Here is a 19441-nt window from a genome sequence, read left to right as displayed (position 1 = left end):
CCGCCGCGCGGGTGGTCCTGCCGGTACCAGGAAGTCCGGTCCGACGGACGAAGCGCCCCTGAACGACGCGGCCACCGCGGCCGAGCATCGGTGGCATGAAAACGTTGATCGTCTACGCCCACCCCGAGCCCCGGTCGCTGAACGGCTCGCTGAAGGACCTCGCCGTCGCGACGCTGGAAGCCGCCGGCCACGAGGTGCGGGTCAGCGACCTGTACGCGATGAACTGGAAAGCCGCGGTCGACGCCGCCGACTTCGGCGAGCACGCCACCAGCCCGCTGCGGGTGATCCCGAGTTCCGGTGCGGCGTTCGACGCCGGGACGCTCACCGCGGACGTCCGGGCCGAGCAGGAGAAGCTGCTCTGGGCCGACACCGTGATCTTCCAGTTCCCGATGTGGTGGTACACCATGCCGGCCATCCTGAAAGGCTGGGTGGACCGGGTCTTCTCCTTCCATTTCGGGTACGGCGTCGGCGTCCACGACGAGACCCACTACGGCGACCGTTTCGGCGAGGGCACCCTGCACGGGCGGCGGGCGATCCTCTCGGTCACCGTCGGCGGCCCGGAGTCGCACTACACCGACCGCGGGATCAACGGCCCGATCGAGGACCTGCTGTTCCCGATCCACCACGGGATCCTCTACTACCCGGGCCTGGACGTCCTCCCGCCGTTCGTGCTCTACGGCACCGACCGGATCACCGACGGCGAGTTCGAGGACGCCGCGAAGAGGTGGACGGAACGGCTCCTGTCCCTGGAGACCGCCACCCCGATCGCCTTCCGGCGGCAGAACTTCGGTGACTACGAGATCCCGTCGCTGCGCTTGAAGGAGGGCTTGGAACTGCCCGGACGCCACGGTTTCGGCCTGCACGTGCGCGAGAGATAAGGTGCGAGTCCACCTGGCGGTCCCGCTGTGGCGCAGGTCACAGCGGGACCGCCAACCTTTTCCGGGCTCGGGCGTCCTCCCAGGCGACAGTGCACCGACCGACAGTGCTGGAGCTTGAGATGCACAGAACCACCCGGACCCTCGCGATCGCCGCCGGAGCCGTGGCCGTCGTCGCCATCGGCGGGGTCTCCGCTGCGGCCGCCTTCGCCGACGACACGGCTCCGGCGCCGGCCGCGACCACGTCGCCGGTCGCATCCCCGGTGGCGACCGCTGCCACCTCACCGGCCGCGGCCATCACACCGACACCCACGGCTTCCGCGTACGACCCGGCGGCCAGCCCGGCACCGACGGCTTCCGCGTACGAACCGACCGCCGTACCGTCCCCGTCGGCGTCGAGGCACAAGCCGACCGCCGCGCCGTCCCCGTCGAGGTACAAACCGACCGCCGCACCTGCCACGTCCCCCGCTGGCCGCAAACCGACCATCGCACCGACGCCCTCCGCCTCCCGGCCGGCGACCGCGGCCCCCACCCCGAGCACTTCCTGAGGTCCCGCGCGCCGGCCGCTCCCCCGGCCGGCGCGCCGCCGGTCCGCCCACCATCCCCGAACCCCCTGCGAGGCCCTTGGTGATCTTTGTGCTGCCGATGCCCACGTCGCTGCTGCGCTGGACCCGGAGGGCACTCTCCGGGCCGGTCGCGACGGCAGCGGCCGCGGCGCCCGCGATCGACGACCTGTTCCGGGAGCGCCGCCTGCCGCTGGTCCGGCTGGCCGTCCTGATGGTCGACGACCTGCCCACCGCGGAGGACATCGTCCAGGACGTCTTCGCCCGGCTCTACCGCCGGCACGGCGCCGCGCTGGACGCCGTCGACGACCCGCACGCCTACCTGGTGTCCGCCGTGATGAACGCGGCCAGGTCAGCGCTGCGCCGGCGCCGGATCGCCCGGGCCTACCTGCCACCGCGCCCGGAGCCCGCCCCGGCCGCCGAGGAGGAGGCGCTGCTCGGCGCCGGCGACCGCGAGGTGATCCGGGCGCTGGGCCGGCTCACCACCCGGCAGCGGCAGGTCGTCGTCCTGCGCTACTGGTCCGGCCTGTCCGAGCGGGAGATCGCCGGCACGCTGCGGATCACCACCGGAACCGTCAAGTCGACCGCGCACCGCGCCCTGACGCTGCTACGCGCCCAGCTGGGGGAGAGATGACCGACACCGACCTGGAACAACGCCTGCGCGGCGCGCTGTCCGCCCGAGCCGCCGCCGTCACCAGCCGCGACCTGCGCCACGAGCCGGCCCCGTCCCGCACCGCCCGCCCGAGCGCGCCGGCCCGCTGGTGGCTCCCCCTGACCGCCGGCGTCGCCGCCGCGGCCGTCACCATCACCGCCTTCGCCGTGCTCCGCCCCACCGACCCGGCCCCCACCCCACCCGCGTCGCCGCCGTCCCCCGCCCCATCGGTCGAGCACTCGCCGTCCACGTCCCCGGCCGCCCGCACCACCTCCCCGGCCGCGCCCGCCACCTCCCCAGCCACCCGCACCACCTCGCCGTCCCCGACCGCCCGGCCGAGCACCGCCCCGGCCGCCTCCCCCAGCTCGTCCTCCATCGCGGACGCAACCCCGTCCGCGTCCAAGCCGGCCGCAACCATCCCGCCCACCCCGCGCTGACCTCCGGACTCCGCGTGAAGCATTGCCGGAACCTCGACGACCCGCTCCACGGCGCCACCGCCGTGGTCATCGGCCGGTCCTCGGCCAGGGACCGGCCCGGCAGACGTGACTCGGCGAACCGGTCAGAGCCGGGCCGGTGCGGAACATGACAGGTGTTGCCGGTCCGTGACGATGCTCAGATGCGGCAGGCTGATCTCGTCGGCGACGGGGCTGGGACCGTCCACCGGTCCGGCATACCGCGCCACCTCCGCCTGCCGGGCTACGCCCAGGCAGAACACCACGTCCCGCACCGGGTCCGGCAGAGCGATCGGGCCGTCGCCGAAGTCTTCACCGTACGGATGGCGCCGGGTCAGCGGCAGCGGCACATCGAACTCCTCGCCGACCGAAACGCCCGCCGCGACGACGGTGGCGGCGACCCGCGGCGTCATCGCCCAGGTCATCCGGTCGGTGTCCGGGCGCGGGAAAACGCGCTTGGCGATCTGCACCCGTCCGTCCAGGGTGGAGCCCACCACGTACACCGCGCCCGGATCCGGCGTGTCCAGACCCCCGGACGGCGTGTAGGACGGCACCCGGTTGAACACGGTGAGCGGCTCGCCGGAGGTGTTGGTCAGCTCATACCGGACGTGGACCGCCCTCTCCCCCACCTCGACCGACGCGCTGAACCGAACCTCCGGTCCGTCCCCCACCGGCTGCGGATCGTCCGGCTCGACCGCCCGGCCATCGCAGCCGCCGCACGCAAGCGCCGCCACCAGTACCGCAGCCAGCACACGACCGCTCACCCGAACCCCCACTTCGCCGCGTCGACAGTGGTTCGGACGCGGCCGCCGCGGGCCAGGTTCCACCAAGCGGCGTGATTCACCGACCGAATCCCACCAAGCCAGGCGATCGGAATCCACCTGGCCGGCGAATCGCTGATCACCGCAGAAGGCGGGTCTTCGACACGCTCGACGCGGCTATGCACGCCGACGTGGTCGAGGAGTCGAGCAGTGCTGATGGAGATGGGGAACCGCACGCCCGAGGCCAGTGGCTGACCGGTTCGCTGCCAGCGGCGGTCCTACTCGTCATTACTGCGCCGGACACGACGATGGCCCCCATGCGAGGGGGCCATCCGTGTCGCGACCGGGCGCGGGGATCGTCTGCCGCACACACCCAGGCGGTGTATGAGAGAGAGTCTTGCCGCTGCCGCCCACTTCGAAACACACCGCCGGTGCGTCGTTCACCTTCTGAGGGCAACGCTCGAATGAAAACGCCCGGTAGCCGGATCCAGCCGGTGCGTAGCGGTTCGCATCGGCCGCTACGAGGCAGCGCAAGGCCGATGCCGCCGCCGGGCGAAATGGAGCTCCCATACCCCCGCCGGGCGAAGCAGGCGGCCGACGCCACCCACCAGTCGAAGAGGGCGGCGGATGCCGCCCGCCGGGCAAAGCGATGGCACGTCCCGCGGTGATGAAGCCCACCGCTTAGAGATCGACAAGTGTCAGTGCGTTTGGGCCGGGTAAGTCTTCCGGGATGCGAAGCGGAGCTGCGCGAGGAGAGGACCACCCGCCCGAGGCGACTCGGCGCGTTGTCCGTCTGCTGGTGCTGCTCGGCGCAGCCATCACGGCCTACCTCGCGCTGGCCGCCTTCGATCACGCGGCGCGTGCAGATACCGGCCCGGACGATCAACCGCTGGGCAAGATCGCCACGACAGCCCGGCTCGACTCGGCCAAGACCAAGGGCTCAGCCAAGAGCAAAGTGGACCGGGTCACGAGCAGCGACTCGGCCAAGACCAAGGTCGGCTCGCTCAAGGGCAAGGACCCAGTCAAGAGCAGGGCCGAGTCGCCCAAGGGCAAGGAGTCGCCCAAGAGCAAGGTCGACTCGGCCAGGAACAAGGCAGCCGCCGCCAAGGCTTCGAAGCCGGCCGCATCCCTTCCGAAGGCCCACCCGCCGAAGAGCCAGCGGCTGATCAAGACAGCGAAGGTCCACTCGCCGAAGGTCGCCGCGACGACGAAGCGTCACGCCTCGGCGCCCCCGGCCTCGCGGGAGATCCAGACGCCGCGGCTCCGAGCGAGCGAGACCGTCCGACAGGTGCATGCCGCGACAAGCGATCCCGTCCGGAAGGGACATGCCAAGGCGAGCGGCGCAACACGACAGGCACACCCAGCGACAGGCACACCCGTCCGACAGGCACACGCTGCGACAAGCACACCCGTCCGACAGGCACAAGCTGCGACAAGCACGCCCGTCCGACCGGCGAAAACAAAGGCCAGCGACACCATCCGGCAGGTGCAGGCCAAGGGGAACGACATCCTTCGACAGGTGCGGGCCGACACCGACGAGACTTTCCGGCAGGTGCACGGCACGACGACGCCGCTCGTGTCCGGGATCGACGAGGACACTGTCCGCACCACCCGCAGCCTCGCCCGAACTACTGTCGCCCGGCAACCGAACACCCTGCCCGACCTTTCGCAGGGCAACCTGCCCACATCGCCGGACCTGGTTGGCCGGTCAAGGATCCAGTTGCCCGCGACGCGCGAGATGCCGGAGCTGCCCCAGATCGAGCTGCCCGCAATCCACCTGCCCAGCCCGCCGGAGCTGCGCCACATCGAGCTACCCGCGATCCAGCCGCCCAGCCCGCCGGAGCTGCGCCACATCGAGCTGCCCGCGATCCAGCTGCCCAGCGCGCTGGAGCTGCCCGGGCTACCCCGAATCGGGCTGCCCACGATCCAGCCGCCCAGTCCGCCGGAGCTGCCCAGCCTGCCCGGAATCGACCTGCCCACTCTGCCGACACTGCTCGACCCGCCCCAGACCGAGCTGCCCACTCTGGTGGAAATGCTTGGCCTATCGCAGATCGAGCTACCCGCTCCGCCGGAAATGCTTGGCCTGCCCCAGATCGAGCTACCCGCCCCGCCGGAAATGCTTGGCCTGTCCCACATTGAGCTGCCCGCTCCGCAGGTGCTGCCCGGTGAGCTGCCCCGCCCGGCCCCGCCGGCCACCCTGATCGTGGCGACGTTCAGCATTCCGTTGCCGCAGTATGCCGCAGCCCAGATCTCCGGACTCCCCCGGACACCGCTGGCCGGGGTGACCGGACAACCGTCGGCACCGGCCCGACCCGCCACCCCGCACCCGGCCCCGCCGCGACAACCGGCCGGCCACCCGGCGCCGACGGGACAGGCCCGCGACGCCGGCGGCAACCCCGCACCCGCGACCGCCACCGTCTCAACGACGTGGCGGCCCGAGCTGACCGCCACCGGGCAGCAACGTGCCACCCAGCTCCTCCCCCGCGGACGCACCGTCCGCCACGCGGGCCCGCCCCGCTGACCGACCTCCCGCAGGGACCCGGAATCCGGCCGGCACCAAGCCGGCCATCCCGAAGCTTCTTCCCCGGCTGGGAGGCCATCGTGATCCGCATTCTGCTCGTCGAACCGTTGACCCTGCTGCGCGGCGCCCTCGCCGCGACGCTGGCCCAGGAGGACGACCTTGACGTGGTCGCCGACCTGGGCACCCTCGATCCGGCGCTGGACATGGCCCGCGCGGTGTCGCCCGACGTCGCCGTGGTCAACATCGCGCTGCTGGCCGGCGACGGCCTGGCGACCATGGCTCGGTTCGCCGCCGAGCATCCGCGCTGTGCCACCCTGGCGCTGGCCGGCCCGGACGAGTCGGTGCTGCTCAACCGGACGCTGGGCCTGCGGGTCGACGGCGTCGTCAGCACCCAGGCCGCTCCGTGCGAGCTGGTCCGCGGCATCCGCCGGCTGGCCCGGGGTGAACGCGTCGTCGACGCGACCCTGGCTGTGGCGATGGTGACCGCTCCGCGCAGCCCGCTGTCGCCGCGCGAGCTGAACGTGCTGACCGTGGCCGCGTCCGGCGTGCCGTCCACCGAGGTCGCCGCCGAGCTCCACCTGAGCCCCGGCACCGTGCGCAACTACATCTCGGCGATCCTGCGCAAGACCGGCGCGCGCAACCGCCTGGAAGCGGTCCGCCTGGCCGAGAGCGCCGGCTGGCTGGCCTGAGACCGTCGCGGGACAGGCCCCAACTGCGCCCGACGATGCCACGGGACGGGCCCCAACTGCGCCTGACGTTGTCACGGGACGGGCCGCAGCCGCACCTGGCGGGGTGCGGCTGCGGCGGCCGTTGTGGCTCATGGTCGATCGAGTCAGAGCTGGCCCAGCAGGGCCAGGATGGCATTGAGCAGCGCGGCCAGGCCACCCGCGGTGGGGGTGCCGTCGAGCAGATGGGTGATGGCGCACAGCAGATTGCCGAGCAGGTTGCCGGGCGCCTGGACCGCGGTGATCAGCAGGTGCACCTGGTTCAGGTCGACGACCAGGCCGAGCAGGTCCAGGTGCAGCGGCCCGAGCACCAGGTTCAGCACCTGGCAGGTCGCGGCCGCGACGGTGACCGGCAGGCTGACGGTCCGCTCGACCGTGCCCACCGTGGCCCCGGACGCGTCGGTGACGGTGCCGGCGAGCACGCCGGTGGCCAGCAGTTTCCCGCCCTGCGTGGTGAATCGGGACGGGGTGAAGGTGCCGGCGAAGGAGCCGCCGTCGGCGGCCGTACCGGTGATCGGTGTGGCGAGGGCGGTCACCGGCGGCGGGGCCGCCGGGGCGCTCGGGGCGGCGCTCGCCACGCCGGCGCCCGCGAAGCTGAGGCCGAGCGCCGCGATCACCATCACGACGAGCATGGAGAGCCGTTGCCGATGTGTCATCGTTCCTCCTGCGATAAACGGGTCGCGCTGTCATCGACAAGCCTGGTCGCCGGACGAAGATCAACCCAGTGAGCGCTGTCATCAGCTGACCGTGAGTGAAGTCAGCCCACCACCTGACATCTGTCATGCCGGCGCCGCGAACCGGCAGGCCGCCGCGGATGCCACCGGGGACAACGCCTGGACCGGATGCCGGCGCGGGCGGCTTCACCCAAGGTTGTGGCGAGGTGATTAACGGAATGTGATCGAAATGCGACCCGGGGTGGCCCATTTCTCAAGAATGTCTCCGGCATCGGCTTGATTTGCCCTGAGGACGGTGACGCTAGGTGGTGACGGCCGGGGCAGTGCCGCCGTAGAGTGAGCTGCGACCTTCAGCAGCGAGGGCCGGCACTTCACCGTGCCACGAAAATGCCGTCCGGCGAAGCGGGGACAAGATCCGATCAAGCCACTCGGCAGCTCTGCTGCCGTCGTGCGACCGGCACCCCGTGCCGGTGCGGCCGAAAAGGTACCGACATGAGCGCGGATTCCACATCTCAACCCGGCGACGCCCTCCCGGGTAGTCCCATCACGGCGGTCAAGGACGAACGCACCGCGATCGTCGAACTCGCCGTCACCGGCACCTGGGACCACCGGCTGTGGGAGCAGGCGGACCAGACCTGGCAGGAGTGCCTTGCCGAGCATCCCACCGGCCTGCTGCTGGACCTGTCGTACCTCGATGATCCGGACGCGCGCAGCGCGGCGCTGTGGCACACCGTGCAGGCGCACGGTTCCCGGATGCAGCCACCCGTGCCGGTGGCGGTCTGCCTGCGCCCCGGCACCCCGCTGGCGGTCCGGCTGGGCCGGCCCGACGGCGACCGGGGGCTGCCCGTCTACCTCGACCTGGACCAGGCCCGGCACGCCCTGGCCATCAGCCGGCCGCGCACCGAACAGGTCCGGGCGATGCTCGCGCCGGACCCGGCCTCGGCGGCGGTGGCCCGGGAACTCGTCACCGCGGCGTGCCGTGAGTGGGCTCTGGAACCGCTGCTCCCGTACGCCCGGCTGGTCGCGTCCGAGCTGGTCACCAACGCGGCCGAGCACGCCGGCACCACCGTCGACCTGGTGGTCACCCGGCTCGGCCCGCAGCAGCGGGGCAAGTCCCCGCACCAGCACTATCTGCATCTGGCCGTCTACGACCGGAGTCCCGAGCTGCCGCGCCCGGTGCACGACGGCGACACGCTGCCCGACGGCGCCCTGACCCTGCGCGGGGTCGGCCTGCACGTGGTCGGGCAGGCCGCCTGGACGTGGGGCGCCCTGCCGACCCGCACCGGCAAGGTCGTCTGGGCGACCATCCGGCAACCGCCGCCCTGACGGCCGTCACTCCGGCCACTCAGCCGATGGCGGATTGGCCACCGCCCGACTAAAGCTGACATTAAGGACCCGCCGAAAGGAGGTCACGTTCGTGTGGCGTCACACCGAGCTACTCCTCTGCTGCGAACTGACCACATCGGACGGGCACCTCGCGCTGGCCGGTGAGATAGATCTGGCCAATGCCGCGATGATCGAGACCCGCCTGATCGCCGCGCTGGCCCACCCGGTCACCGAGCTGGACTGCCGGGCGGTCACCTTCCTCGGCGCGCCCGGGGTACGGGCGCTGCTGCGGGTGGCCGCCGCGGCCCTCGCCGCCGGGATCACCCTGCACCTGCACTGTTCGCCCGCGGTCGCCAAGACATTGGACCTCTGCGGCTGCCGGCGGGTGCCCGGCGCGGTGCTGCACCGGTACGACTGCTGATCCGTTTAGCCGCTCCGGACCGGGGAACTCGCCAGCTTTCCCCGTACCGGAAGAGGTCTTGAATGTCGTCCGCGCCAGCCCGCAACGTGGTGTCCGGGGTGCTGCTCGGGGTGGGGGTGGCCGGTTTCGTCGACGAGACGGTCTTCCACCAGCTGCTGCACTGGCACCACTTCTACGACAAGTCGACGCCCGCGGCGGGCCTGGTCTCCGACGGCGTGTTCCACGCGGTCAGCTGGTTCGCCACCGTCGCCGCACTGTTCCTGCTGGCCGACCTGCGCCGCCGGGCGGCCTTCCGCGCGACGCCGTGGTGGGGTGGCCTGCTGGTCGGCGCCGGCGGTTTCCAGCTCTACGACGGCACGCTGCAGCACAAGGTCATGCGACTGCACCAGATCCGGTACGACGTCGACGTCACCCCCTACGACTGGACCTGGAACATCCTCGCCGCCGTCATGATCGTCGCGGGGGCCGTGCTGCTGGCCCGGTCCCGCGGCCGCGCCGGGTGATGGTCTCCGGCCTGGCGCTGCTGGCCGCGGCCGCCGGCTACGCGGCCGGGGTGGTCACGGTGCATCGTCGCGGCGGCTGGTGGCCCGGCCGGCGCGTCGTCTACTGGGCCGCCGGGCTGGTGCTCGCCGCGGCCGCCACGCTGCGACCGGCGGCCGGCCACGCCCACCACGATCTGGCCGGGCACATGACCGGGCACCTGCTGCTCGGGATGGCCGCGCCGCTGCTGCTGGTGCTCGCCGCGCCGGTCACGCTGGCCCTGCGGGCGCTGCCGGTCCGCCGGGCTCGGACGCTGGCCCGGGTGCTCCGCAGCGGCCCGGTGCACGTGCTCACCCATCCGCTCACCGCCGCGACGCTGAATGCCGGTGGCCTGTGGCTGCTCTACACCACGGACCTCTACCCGGCGATGGCCGGACACGACTGGCTGCGGACCGCCGTGCACGTCCACATCGTCGCCGCCGGCTACCTGTTCACCGCCGCGATGGTCGGCGTCGACCCGGATCCGCGCCGCCCGGCCCGGCCGGTCCGCGCGATCATTCTGATCGCTTTCCTGGCCGCGCACGGCATTCTGGCCAAGTTCCTGTACGGCCACCCGCCCGCCGGTGTCCCCGCCGCCGACGCCCAGGCCGGCGCCGAGCTGATGTATTACGGCGGCGACCTGGTCGACCTGGCCCTGATCGCCGTCTTCTGCCGCCAGTGGTACGACGCCACCGGCCCGGCCCGCCGGGGACCTCGCGTCCCGGCCAGCCGACCGGTCCGTCCGCTGTGGCGACTCCCCAAGGACATCGGCGCTGACGGGGAGGCCCTCCCTAGATCAGGATGATGGGGTTCGTCAGCGCCGCCATCCGGCCGGACGGATGGCGCACCTCGATGCGTACGAACGCCGACTCCCCGGCGCTGGTGAGCCAGTCGGCCGAGCCCGATCCCGTACCCGGCAGGATGTGCCGGTGCGGCACACCACGATCGGTGTGGAAGGTGACCGTGCCGGACGGCACCCCGCTGACCTGCACCGCGGCCGCGACGGCCTCACCACCGGTGTCCAGCACCTCGCCGATCCCGGCGCCGCGGTCACCGGCACGTGCCGTGAAGGAGAGCCGGACGTCGGCCGACTCGGCGACCCAGCAGCGCCCGGCACGCACACCGGCGAGCACCGCGTCGGCGCTCAACTCCCCGGCCAGCACGACGGTCTGCGGCGTGCCGAGCTGGCCGTGCAGGTGAGCGTCGCTGTCGCCGATCGCCGGCTGCCACCGGCCACGACGGACGGCGGCTGCCAGGTCCCGGCCCCAGTCGGCCAGCGCCGCCTCGTTGTCGGCGTTCCACGGCAGGTCCGACGTCCACCGGCCGTTCCACACCTCCACCGCGTCGAACCGCTCGACGGGATACTCGAACGTCCCGGACGGATAGGGCGCGTGCGGATGCGCCACCACGCACAGGCCACCGGCCCGACGCACCCGGTCCACGCCGTCACGGTGATCGTGGCGCCAATCGATGACCTGGCCGCGGTCGAGGCCGAGCGCCAGCCAGTGTCCCGACGCGGTGACCACTTCCTGCCCGAGGATGACCAGGAGATCGTCACCGGCGAGCGGCTCCCACGCACCGTGGCTGTCGGCGTTGTTGTGCTCGGTGACGGCGAGGAAGTCGAGGCCGGCCTCGCGGGCCGCGGCAGCCACCTGGGCCGGCGTCAGCTCACCGGCGTGTGAACACCGCGTGTGTACGTGCAGGTCACCGCAGAACCAGCCAGCACCCCGTCCGTCGCGCTCGGCACGCGCCCCCGTCTTCTCCCAGACCGGCACCGGCGGCAGCCCGCGTGCGGCGCGGGCCCGGTCGGTCAGCTCCTGGATGAGTCCGGTCTTGGCTCGCGCGTACTCACCGGGGGCGATGCCGCCGGCTGCCAGTTCCCGCTTCAGGCGCGCGTACCGCTGGGCGTCATCCGGATGCGCGCGCAGGTGGTCACGCAGCATCCGCTGGTTGCGGGTCGGCCAGCTCTCCACCGTGACGACGTGCAGGATATGCGTACGGTCACCGTCCGTGGCCCGCACGTACAGCAGCCGGTCGACCATGCCGTTGACATGACGGCGATAGCCCAGGCCCGCCAAGGTCTCCTCGCGCTGGTGCACGATGCCCAGGTCGGGCACCGCGGCCATCAAGTCGATGATCGGCTTGGCGGCCAGCCCCGGCACCGCGGTCGACCCGATGTGCTCGATCGCCACCAGGACATCCGGCAACGCCCGCTCGAGCTCCGTGATGGCGGCGACGGCCAGGTCCGGCCATGCCGGGTCGTAGTCGACTACGCGCAGTCCGGGCACGGACGCCATCCTGCCAGGCTCAGCGTCCCCAGCGCTCAGGCGCGACCGGCGATGTCGGCTGTGGTGGCGGACTCCTGGCGCTCCAGCAGCCACGGCGTCAACCGCTCCGGCGCCTGCGGCCGGCTCAGGTGATAGCCCTGCACCAGATCGCAGTCCCACCGCCGCAGCCGGTCCAGGACCGCCTCGTTCTCCACCCCTTCGGCGATCAGCCGCATCCCCAGGTTGTGGGCCAGCTCCACGGTGCTCTTCACGATCGCCGCGCTGCGCGGGTCGGTGTCGCAGTGGCCGACGAACGCGCGGTCCAGTTTCAGGTCGTCGACCGGCAGCGCGTGCAGGTAGGCCAGGCTGGAGTAGCCGGTGCCGTAGTCGTCGACGGCCAGCCGGATGCCCATCGCGCGCAACTGGGCGAGGGTCTCGGTCGCCCGGGCGGCGTCGCGCATCAGGATCTCCTCGGTCACCTCCAGGTGCAGCGCGGCCGGCGGCACCCCGTGCCGGGTCAAGGTGGCGGCGATGTAGGCCGGCAGGGTCGGGTCGTGCAGGTTGGAGGTGGACAGGTTGACCGCCACGGTCAGGTCGAGACCGGCGTCCCGCCAGGCGCGGCACTGCTCGACCGCCATGTCCAGCACCTGCATGGTGAGCCGGCCGATCAGTCCGGCGTGCTCGGCGAGCGCCAGGAAGCCGTCCGGATAGACCAGGCCGCGGGTCGGATGGTTCCATCGGACCAGCGCCTCCACCCCGGCCACCGTCCCGCACCCGAGGTCCAGCTGCGGCTGGTAGTGCAGCACCAGCTCGCCGTTGTCGAGACCGGTGCGCAGCTCCTCCAGCGTGGTCAGCCGCCGCCGGCCGATGTCGTCGTCGGCGCCGGCGTTGGCCAGGCTCAGGCCGCTGTGCTCACTCTTGGCGGTGTACATCGCGTTGTCGGCGTGCCGCAGCAGCGTACTCCGGTCGGCGCCGTGGTCGGGGAAGACGGCCAGGCCGATGCTGGCGTCGATGTGCAGCGTCACCTGTTCCAGGTCGAACGGGTGCCGCAGCGCGGTGAGCAGGTCGGTCATCACCTCCCGGGCCCGGTCCACGTCCGCGTCCGGCAGCAGCACGCCGAACTCGTCACCGCCGAGCCGGGCCAGCAGGCCGGCGCCGCCGAACGCCTCGCTCAGCCGGGCGGCGACCAGCTGCAGCAGCTGGTCGCCGAGGTGATGCCCGAAACTGTCGTTGATCTCCTTGAACCGGTCCAGGTCGACGATCGCCACCGCCACCGGTTCCCGCGGGTCGCGCCGGCGCAGGACCAGATCGAGCCGCTCCTGGAACAGGCGGCGGTTCGGCAGTTCGGTCAGATCGTCGGTACGGGCCTGCCGGCGGGCGTCGGTGAGCGACTCCACCGCCCGCACGGTCAGCAGCATCCGGACGATCGCCGCGGTGATCGCGGCCGCCGCGAGCAGGCTGCTGGTGTGCGGGACCACGGCGTTGCGCAGGCTGCCGTACAGCAAAAGGGCCATCGCCGCGCAAGCCAGCACGGCCGGAAGCGCCACGCCCACCAGTGCCCGGGCCGGCGGGCGGGCCGAAGGCCGCCGCCGCGGCTGCCAGGCGGCCGCGACGATGACGGCCAGCGCGACCGACCACAGCGCGTCGGTCCAGCCGCCCGGGGTGTAACTGCCGTGCGCGGTGTCGAACATGTGGATGCCGTTGGCGACCGTGTTGATCCCCATCCCGGCCAGCAGCAGGATCCACAGCGGCTCGGTGTGCCAGCCGCTGAGCGCCCACGCGCCGAGCAGCAGACCGGCCAGCACGATGTCGGCGATCGGGTAGGCCACGCTGACCAGCACGGCCGGCACCGAGCCGGCGGAGAACCCGGTGAAACCGGACAGGAAGACCACCGACGCGAGCGCCGCCGCGCAGGCCGAGGCGATCAGGCCGTCCAGCCACATCGGCGCGCTGATCCGGCCGCGCCGGGCTCGCAGCAGGCGCAGCAGCGCGGCGTAGGCGAACGGGTAGTAGGCCAGCCACATGACGTCGGCGGCCGACGGGTACGGCGGCGGGTTCATCCGGGCCAGCACCGCCACCCAGTAGACCGTGCCGGCGGCGTAGCAGCCCAGCCCGGCGGCCATCAGCAGCCAGGCGCCGCGGTCCCGGCGCACCCGTGCCGCCCGGGCCGCGACCAGCACCGCGGCCAGCACGTAGATGGCGTCCTGCAGGACGTCGTGCATCCCGGCGTGCCGGTCCATCCAGGCGCGTGCCCCCGGCAGGATCGCGACGAACTGGGCGATCAGCAGCACGAGGCCCAGGGCGAACCCGGCTCGAAGCCAGCCTCGCCCGCGCGCCGGTACCACCCTCACCGATGCCACACCCGCACAATCGGACGGCTTCCGGCACGACTGAGCATTCCGGGACCCGCTTCGGTACGGGCGGGGTGATCGCCACGACGATCCCGAGCCCGAGCGCCGCCACGAAGACCCATGTGGCGGCGCCGGCGGTCACACCGGCCTGGTCGCCTTGCCGTCCAGCCACAACAGGTCGGTGGCATCGCGGTGGGCGCCGGTCGTACCGACGTGCCTGGCGCTGATCCGCGGGCCCTTCTTGATCACGTGGACCAGGGCCATGGCGTGCCCGCGGCCGACGCCGTACTCCTCGGCGAGCCAGGCGACGATCACGCCGGCCTTCACGTCGGCGGCGTCGTACCCGCGCTGCCTGGCCTCGTCCACCAGGACGCGCGGGGTCTTGCCGGTCTTGTCCTCGACCGCGTCGAGGTAGGCCTGGAAGGACATCGCGTCACGCCCCGATCCGGTAGTGCGGGTGGACCAGCCCGGCCTGCGGCAGGGTCATGGGCGGGAAGGTCCACTGCTCGGGGGCGCTCACGGCGCCATCGGCGACCTTCTTCCGGTTCGTCACGTTGGTATCCCTTTGCCGTGATCGTGTTGACAGGAACTACTCTCGGCGAGCGCCACTGAACGATCAAGATCAGCTCGGGCAACCATCGTTGCGCCACAGTCAACGATCGAGCGGCCCGGTGCATGACGGCGGGTCGCTGGGTAAACCCGCTGTATGGCTGCGACTCGACTCCTCGCCCAGATGACCGTCGTCGACCTCGAATCCGCCATGCGGTGGTACACGAAGCTCTTCGGCCGGGGTGTCGACGCCCGCCCGATGGAGGGCCTGGTCGAATGGCACCTCGCACCGACGTTCGGGGTGCAGGTGTGGGCGGACGCCGAGCGTGCCGGACGCTCGACGATGGTCCTCGACGAGTCCGACCTCGACGGTCTCGCGGACCGCCTGACGCGGGACGGCATCGATCACGCCGGCATCCGGGAGGTGACCGCCTCACGCGTCCTCACGGTGACCGATCCGGACGGCAACGACATCATTTTCACCGGCCGATAGCCGGCCCCGCGGCCTGGTTACCGGCGGGGAACTTGAAAATCGGAGGGCACCCAGGCGGGCATGCTTGGATTGCTCGTCATGGCCACTCCTTTGCAGCGCCGCGCCGGTCACCCCGGATCGCGCATCCTGAGCGTCGCCTCGTACCGTCCGCGGACCGAGGTGGGCAACGAGCCGATCGCCGCCCTGATCGACTCGAGCGACGAGTGGATCCGCCGCCGCTGCGGCATCGAGTCGCGCCGCCGCGCCGCGCCCGACGAGGACCTGGTCATGATGGGCGCGGCGGCTGCCTCCAAGGCCCTGGCCGGCGCGGGCGTCGACCCGGGCGACGTCTCCGCCGTCCTGGTCGCGACGATGTCCCACCGTGGCCGCGCCGCCACCGCGGCGCCGCTGGTGGCCGACGCGCTGGGCGCCACCGCGGCGGCCGCGATGGATCTGGGAGCCGCCTGCGCCGGCTTTCCGTACGCTCTCGCCACCGCCGACGCGCTGATCCGCAGCGGCTCGGCCGGCTACGTGGTCCTGGTCGGCACCGAGCGGATGACCGACATCATCGACGAGCGCGACCGCGGCACGGCGTTCCTCTTCGGCGACGGCGCGGGCGCGGTGGTCGTCGGCCCGGCGCAGACCTGCGAGATCGGCCCGGTGGTGTGGGGCGCCGACGGCTCCGGCAGCGAGCTGCTGCGCTACGACGAGTCGGGCATCCTGCGGATGGCCGGTCCCGAGGTCTTCCGCTGGGCCACCTCGATCGTTCCCGACCTGGCCAGGCGCGCACTGGACGCGGCCGGCATCACCGCGGCCGACCTCGCGGCCTTCATCCCCCACCAGGCCAACCTGCGCATCATCTCGGCCACCGCCAAGGCCCTGGAGCTCGGCCCGCACGTCCAGGTGGCCACCGACATCACCACCAACGGCAACACCGGCGCGGCCTCCATCCCCCAGGCCATGGCAGCCCTGCCCGACGCGTCCGGCCCCGCCCTGCTGGTCGGTTTCGGCGCCGGCCTCTCCTACGCCGCCCAGGTCGTCACCTTGCCGTGACCGACGGGTTTCGCCGCCCGGCGGGTGTCAGGTCGGGCAGCCCGGGGCGACCGATGCCACGTATCGCGTGGCCACCTCCAGCAGCAGATAGGCCGGCAGCAAGGTCAGAGCCCAACCGCCCAGCGCCGCGGCCCGCACGCCCCGGTATCTGCGACGCAGCACGCTGAGCGCCACCCCAGCCAATCCGACGACCGCGACCAGAAGCGCCGTGATCAACGCGTTCACGGCGGTCTCGTCCGGGCTGCAGAGGCCGTCGCTCCGCATGTAGTTACCGAGCAGGAAGATGCCCGCTGCCGCCGCGAGAACGGCCAATGCCCGTCCGGACAGGGCAACGGCCGCCTGCCTCGGCGTACGCGGTGTCGTCACGAGGGCATCCTGGCAGCCGCCCGCAACCGGCCCGCAGCCGCCGCCAGCAGGTGGCGCGTACCCGTCGTCATTCTCCTCGGCGCTGCACCAGCCGACCCGCGCCGGGAACGGCTCCACCCCCGCGACCAGGGAGCGACGCTCCAGCGGGCGGGGGCGGGGACGAGGCAGAACGCCGCCCTCACAACCGCACGGGCTCCCGAGCGGGATCAGCGTTCGCGGCGACGGCGCGCAGGGCCGCCTCGACCCGGCGGTTGCTGGTCATGGTCGCCGTGACAGCGGTCATCGTGAGCAGCAGTCCGGCGGCGGCGTAGAGCGGCGTCCGTACGCCGAAGCCGGAGGCCAGCCACCCGCCGAGGAACGCGCCGAACGGCGCGGCGCACATCGCCAGCATCCGGGAGGTGGACGCGACCCGCCCCATCAGGTGAGCCGGGACGATCGTCTGCCGCAGCGACGGCCCGATCACCATGGTCGCGCCCATCCCCGCCCCGCAGACGGCGAGGGCGAACCCGGCCACGTACGCGTTCGGGGCGGCGGCCAGCGCCAGGATCGCCAGCCCTTCGACCGCGGCCGTACAGGTCAGTGCGGTCCCGGTCCCGAGCCGCCGGCTGAGGATCGAGGCGACCGCCGCGCCGATCAGCCCACCGGTGGCCTCCGCGGTGAGCAGCAGCCCGAACCCGAAGGCGCCGACCCCGAGCCGCTCGTGGGCGAACAGCGCGAGCACCGTCTCCACCGCGAGGAAGGCGACGTTCCCGACCGCAGGACGCAGCGCCAGCCCGAGCAGCAACCGGTCGCGGAAGACGTACGAAGCCCCGTCCCGTGCCTGCCGCAGCAGCGACTCCCGGGCCGGCGCCGCCGGCCGCGGCATGCTGGGCAGGGACCGGACGAGCAGCGCGGAGACCGCGAACGACACCGCGTCGGCCAGCAGCGGCACCGACCGCCCGAGTGCCAGCAGCGCACTGCCCGCGGGCGGTCCGGCGAACCCGGAGGTGGCGGTCTGCGCGGCGCGCAGCCGGGAGTTGGCCCGCTCCAGCAGCGCCGGTTCCCGCCCGAGCAGCTCGGGCAGGTAGGCGGTGGCCGCCGTGTCGAAGAAGAGCCCGCCGACGCCGAGCAGGAAGGCGACGACCGCGAGCATCGGAACGCTCAGCATGTCGAGAGCGGCCGCCGCGGCCGGCACCGCCAGCAGCAGCGCCCGCGACACGTCCGCGACCCACATGGTGCGCCGCCGGTCCCAGCGGTCGACCAGCGCGCCGCCGAGCACCCCGAAGAACAGCCACGGCAGCGTCCCGGCGGCGGTGACCACGGCCAGCGCCATCGGATCGCGTGTCAGCGTCAACGCGAGCAGCGGCAGCGCGGCCACCATCACCCCGTCACCGAACGACGACACGGTCTGCGCCGTCCACAGCCGCCCGAAGCCGGACGGCAACGTACCCGAAGCGATTCTCATTTGGCCTCCCCCGTGCCCCGCGCCGGCCGGAACAGCGCGAAGACCATCGACACGTCCGGCAGCGCCGGATCGGACAGCGCGCGGTACTCGTCCGCCAACGCTTGCAACCGCTTCCCCAGCTCGGTGAACTGCGCGTCGGTGAGTCGCAGGTGCGCCATCCGCACGTGCCGCTCACCGGTCGGCGCCGCCTCCAGGTCCGCCACCGCGTGCCGCATCAGCACATCCGGCTCCCCCACCCCGGGGTCCGGCAACGCGATCGAGGCCGCGGCGATCGCGTAGTACCGCTCGGTGACGCCGCGCACCTTCCGCGTGCGCACCACCTTCACCAGCCCGGCCCGCTCCAGCAGCCGCACGTGATAGCTCGAACTTCCCTTGGCCAGCCCCACCCGCTCGGCGATCTGGGTGATCGTCGCCGGCTCGAACCGCAGCACCGCCATGATCCGGTGGCGGGTCAGGTTGGAGACGGCGCGGAGCTGCTCGGCAGTAGTGACATGAAACGTCTGATCAGGATCATCCACAGGCATGTGCTCAATGGTCAACGATCCTTGACCATTGCGCAAGACCTTTCCCGGTACGACCTTCGCCCCGCCTCCCGAATTCCGTCCTGATCGGACTGATCGCGCGCGGACCGACCCGGATCACGGCTCGTTTCCGCACGTCAGGAGCCTCCCGGAGGGTCACCGGGAGGCTGTCCGACCACCGCTACGCCACCATCACCCGGCGGATCAGGGTGCGGTGCCGGGCGATCCACGAGGCACTCCGCGCCCGCCAGGCGATCCCCCAGAGGATCGGGTAGCCGTTGCCGCCGACCGCCGCGGTGCTGTCGATCGTCACGCCCTCGGCGACCGCCTCGTGGCGCGCACTGTGGATCGCGACGTCGGCGAGCCGGTCGACGAGGTCGTCCCGCTCGGCCCGCGCCAGACCGTAGCCATCGACGATGGCCCGCGCCTGGCGAGCCCGGGCGTGCGCGTCCGGCAGCCCCTGCATCTCCGCGACGTCGTCGTCGACGAGCTGAGCGTTCAGCCACACCGTCTGCGCCAGCTCCCACAGCCGATCCACCGGCCCGGCGAACTCCCAGTCGATCAACGCATCCGGCCGCCCACCAGCACCGACGATGTTCCACGGCCCGGTGTCGCCGTGCCCGACCACCACGTCGTCCCCGCCCAGATCGCGCAGCCAGCTCGCCTGCCACACCGCCCCCGCCGGCGGCGCGAAGCTCGCGGTCGCGTCATGCAGCCCGCGCAGCAGCACCCCCACCCCAGCCACGGCGTCGTCCGCCCAGGCCCTCGGATGCGGCGACTCCCCCGGCACGAAACCGAACCCATCCCCGACCACCCGCGGCGCCCCCGCAAAACCCTCCCGCTCAAGGTGGCGGAGCAGCGCGAAGACCGCCGGTGTCCAAGGCCCCACCGTTTTCCGTACGACTCCGTCAGCCAGAACCGCGTCCCCC

21 protein-coding genes are annotated in these 19441 nt (G+C 72.4%); 11 read left to right on the top strand and 10 right to left on the bottom strand.

The genetic code is table 11. From position 1 onward, the window contains the following. Window positions 1-95: 95 nt before the first annotated feature. Complete coding sequence (locus BJY16_RS27340; RefSeq protein ID WP_185042428.1) at window positions 96-878, top strand: NAD(P)H-dependent oxidoreductase; 783 nt, start codon at window positions 96-98, stop codon at window positions 876-878. A 37-nt stretch (window positions 879-915) separates the two neighbouring features. On the opposite strand, the gene BJY16_RS27335 is transcribed toward BJY16_RS27340, so the two are convergent. Then, complete coding sequence (locus BJY16_RS27335) at window positions 916-1407, bottom strand: hypothetical protein (protein WP_185042427.1); 492 nt, start codon at window positions 1405-1407, stop codon at window positions 916-918. A gap of 113 nt (window positions 1408-1520) precedes the next feature. On the opposite strand from BJY16_RS27335, the gene BJY16_RS27330 reads away from it, so the two are divergent. Both BJY16_RS27330 and BJY16_RS48590 read left to right on the top strand, forming a co-directional pair. Beyond that, a complete protein-coding gene (locus BJY16_RS27330) occupies window positions 1521-2072 on the top strand; it encodes an RNA polymerase sigma factor (protein ID WP_185042426.1) in 552 nt (183 codons plus the stop codon). Further along, a complete protein-coding gene (locus BJY16_RS48590; protein ID WP_185042425.1) occupies window positions 2069-2527 on the top strand; it encodes a hypothetical protein in 459 nt (152 codons plus the stop codon). The genes BJY16_RS27330 and BJY16_RS48590 overlap by 4 nt, the downstream gene beginning before the upstream one ends. A gap of 122 nt (window positions 2528-2649) precedes the next feature. Here the strand turns inward: BJY16_RS48590 and BJY16_RS27320 are convergent, their stop codons facing one another. Then, window positions 2650-3423: a hypothetical protein gene (locus BJY16_RS27320; protein ID WP_185042424.1), complete on the bottom strand. Its 774-nt coding sequence runs from the start codon at window positions 3421-3423 to the stop codon at window positions 2650-2652. Window positions 3424-4102: 679 nt separating this feature from the next. On the opposite strand from BJY16_RS27320, the gene BJY16_RS27315 reads away from it, so the two are divergent. Beyond that, complete coding sequence (locus tag BJY16_RS27315) at window positions 4103-5824, top strand: hypothetical protein (protein WP_185042423.1); 1722 nt, start codon at window positions 4103-4105, stop codon at window positions 5822-5824. 80 nt (window positions 5825-5904) lie between these two features. Next, window positions 5905-6513: a response regulator transcription factor gene (locus tag BJY16_RS27310; protein ID WP_185042422.1), complete on the top strand. Its 609-nt coding sequence runs from the start codon at window positions 5905-5907 to the stop codon at window positions 6511-6513. 143 nt (window positions 6514-6656) lie between these two features. On the opposite strand, the gene BJY16_RS27305 is transcribed toward BJY16_RS27310, so the two are convergent. Then, window positions 6657-7205 carry a hypothetical protein gene (locus tag BJY16_RS27305; RefSeq protein WP_185042421.1) on the bottom strand — a complete coding sequence of 183 codons (549 nt, stop codon included), beginning with the start codon at window positions 7203-7205 and terminating at the stop codon, window positions 6657-6659. Window positions 7206-7715: 510 nt separating this feature from the next. Here BJY16_RS27305 and BJY16_RS27300 point away from each other — a divergent pair. The 4 genes from BJY16_RS27300 to BJY16_RS27285 all read left to right on the top strand — a co-directional run bounded on the left by BJY16_RS27300 (window position 7716) and on the right by BJY16_RS27285 (window position 10294). Continuing rightward, window positions 7716-8549 (top strand): ATP-binding protein, encoded by an 834-nt coding sequence (locus BJY16_RS27300; protein WP_185042420.1) that lies wholly within the window; start codon window positions 7716-7718, stop codon window positions 8547-8549. Window positions 8550-8640: 91 nt separating this feature from the next. Then, a complete protein-coding gene (locus BJY16_RS27295) occupies window positions 8641-8970 on the top strand; it encodes an STAS domain-containing protein (protein WP_185042419.1) in 330 nt (109 codons plus the stop codon). Between the two features lie 62 nt (window positions 8971-9032). Beyond that, the gene (locus BJY16_RS27290) at window positions 9033-9473 is read left to right on the top strand and encodes a DUF2243 domain-containing protein (RefSeq protein ID WP_185042418.1); all 441 of its coding nucleotides are present in this window, start codon (window positions 9033-9035) and stop codon (window positions 9471-9473) included. After that, window positions 9473-10294 carry a cytochrome c oxidase assembly protein gene (locus BJY16_RS27285; RefSeq protein WP_185042417.1) on the top strand — a complete coding sequence of 274 codons (822 nt, stop codon included), beginning with the start codon at window positions 9473-9475 and terminating at the stop codon, window positions 10292-10294. The genes BJY16_RS27290 and BJY16_RS27285 overlap by 1 nt, the downstream gene beginning before the upstream one ends. On the opposite strand, the gene BJY16_RS27280 is transcribed toward BJY16_RS27285, so the two are convergent. From BJY16_RS27280 to BJY16_RS27270, 3 genes are all read right to left on the bottom strand, one after another. Next, entirely contained in the window at window positions 10281-11786 is a 1506-nt protein-coding gene (locus BJY16_RS27280) for a CehA/McbA family metallohydrolase (RefSeq protein ID WP_185042416.1), read from the bottom strand. The genes BJY16_RS27285 and BJY16_RS27280 overlap by 14 nt on opposite strands. 26 nt (window positions 11787-11812) lie before the next feature. Beyond that, the gene (locus BJY16_RS48585) at window positions 11813-14107 is read right to left on the bottom strand and encodes a putative bifunctional diguanylate cyclase/phosphodiesterase (RefSeq protein ID WP_185042415.1); all 2295 of its coding nucleotides are present in this window, start codon (window positions 14105-14107) and stop codon (window positions 11813-11815) included. 138 nt (window positions 14108-14245) lie between these two features. Further along, window positions 14246-14536, bottom strand: a complete 291-nt coding sequence (locus tag BJY16_RS27270) for a DUF4287 domain-containing protein (protein WP_185042414.1) — start codon at window positions 14534-14536, stop codon at window positions 14246-14248. Between the two features lie 277 nt (window positions 14537-14813). On the opposite strand from BJY16_RS27270, the gene BJY16_RS27265 reads away from it, so the two are divergent. Together BJY16_RS27265 and BJY16_RS27260 are read left to right on the top strand one after the other, a co-directional pair. Then, the gene (locus BJY16_RS27265; protein ID WP_185042413.1) at window positions 14814-15149 is read left to right on the top strand and encodes a VOC family protein; all 336 of its coding nucleotides are present in this window, start codon (window positions 14814-14816) and stop codon (window positions 15147-15149) included. A gap of 78 nt (window positions 15150-15227) precedes the next feature. Continuing rightward, window positions 15228-16181: a beta-ketoacyl-ACP synthase 3 gene (locus tag BJY16_RS27260; RefSeq protein WP_239177713.1), complete on the top strand. Its 954-nt coding sequence runs from the start codon at window positions 15228-15230 to the stop codon at window positions 16179-16181. Window positions 16182-16208: 27 nt separating this feature from the next. Here the strand turns inward: BJY16_RS27260 and BJY16_RS27255 are convergent, their stop codons facing one another. The 4 genes from BJY16_RS27255 to BJY16_RS27240 form a co-directional block, all read right to left on the bottom strand. After that, window positions 16209-16547, bottom strand: a complete 339-nt coding sequence (locus BJY16_RS27255) for a hypothetical protein (RefSeq protein ID WP_185042411.1) — start codon at window positions 16545-16547, stop codon at window positions 16209-16211. Between the two features lie 178 nt (window positions 16548-16725). Further along, window positions 16726-17991, bottom strand: coding sequence for an MFS transporter (locus BJY16_RS27250; RefSeq protein ID WP_185042410.1), 1266 nt, complete (start codon window positions 17989-17991; stop codon window positions 16726-16728). Further along, on the bottom strand, window positions 17988-18515 hold the full coding sequence (locus tag BJY16_RS27245; RefSeq protein ID WP_185042409.1) for an ArsR/SmtB family transcription factor: 528 nt from the start codon (window positions 18513-18515) through the stop codon (window positions 17988-17990). Before BJY16_RS27245 ends, BJY16_RS27250 begins: the two co-directional genes overlap by 4 nt. A 178-nt stretch (window positions 18516-18693) precedes the next feature. After that, window positions 18694-19257 (bottom strand): phosphotransferase, encoded by a 564-nt coding sequence (locus tag BJY16_RS27240; protein ID WP_203759126.1) that lies wholly within the window; start codon window positions 19255-19257, stop codon window positions 18694-18696. Between the last annotated feature and the right edge of the window lie 184 nt (window positions 19258-19441).

The sequence above is a fragment of the Actinoplanes octamycinicus genome (genome assembly GCF_014205225.1).
GTDB lineage: Bacteria > Actinomycetota > Actinomycetes > Mycobacteriales > Micromonosporaceae > Actinoplanes > Actinoplanes octamycinicus.
Note: the sequence above shows the minus strand (reverse complement) of the source record. Positions and strands in the feature narration are given on the sequence as shown.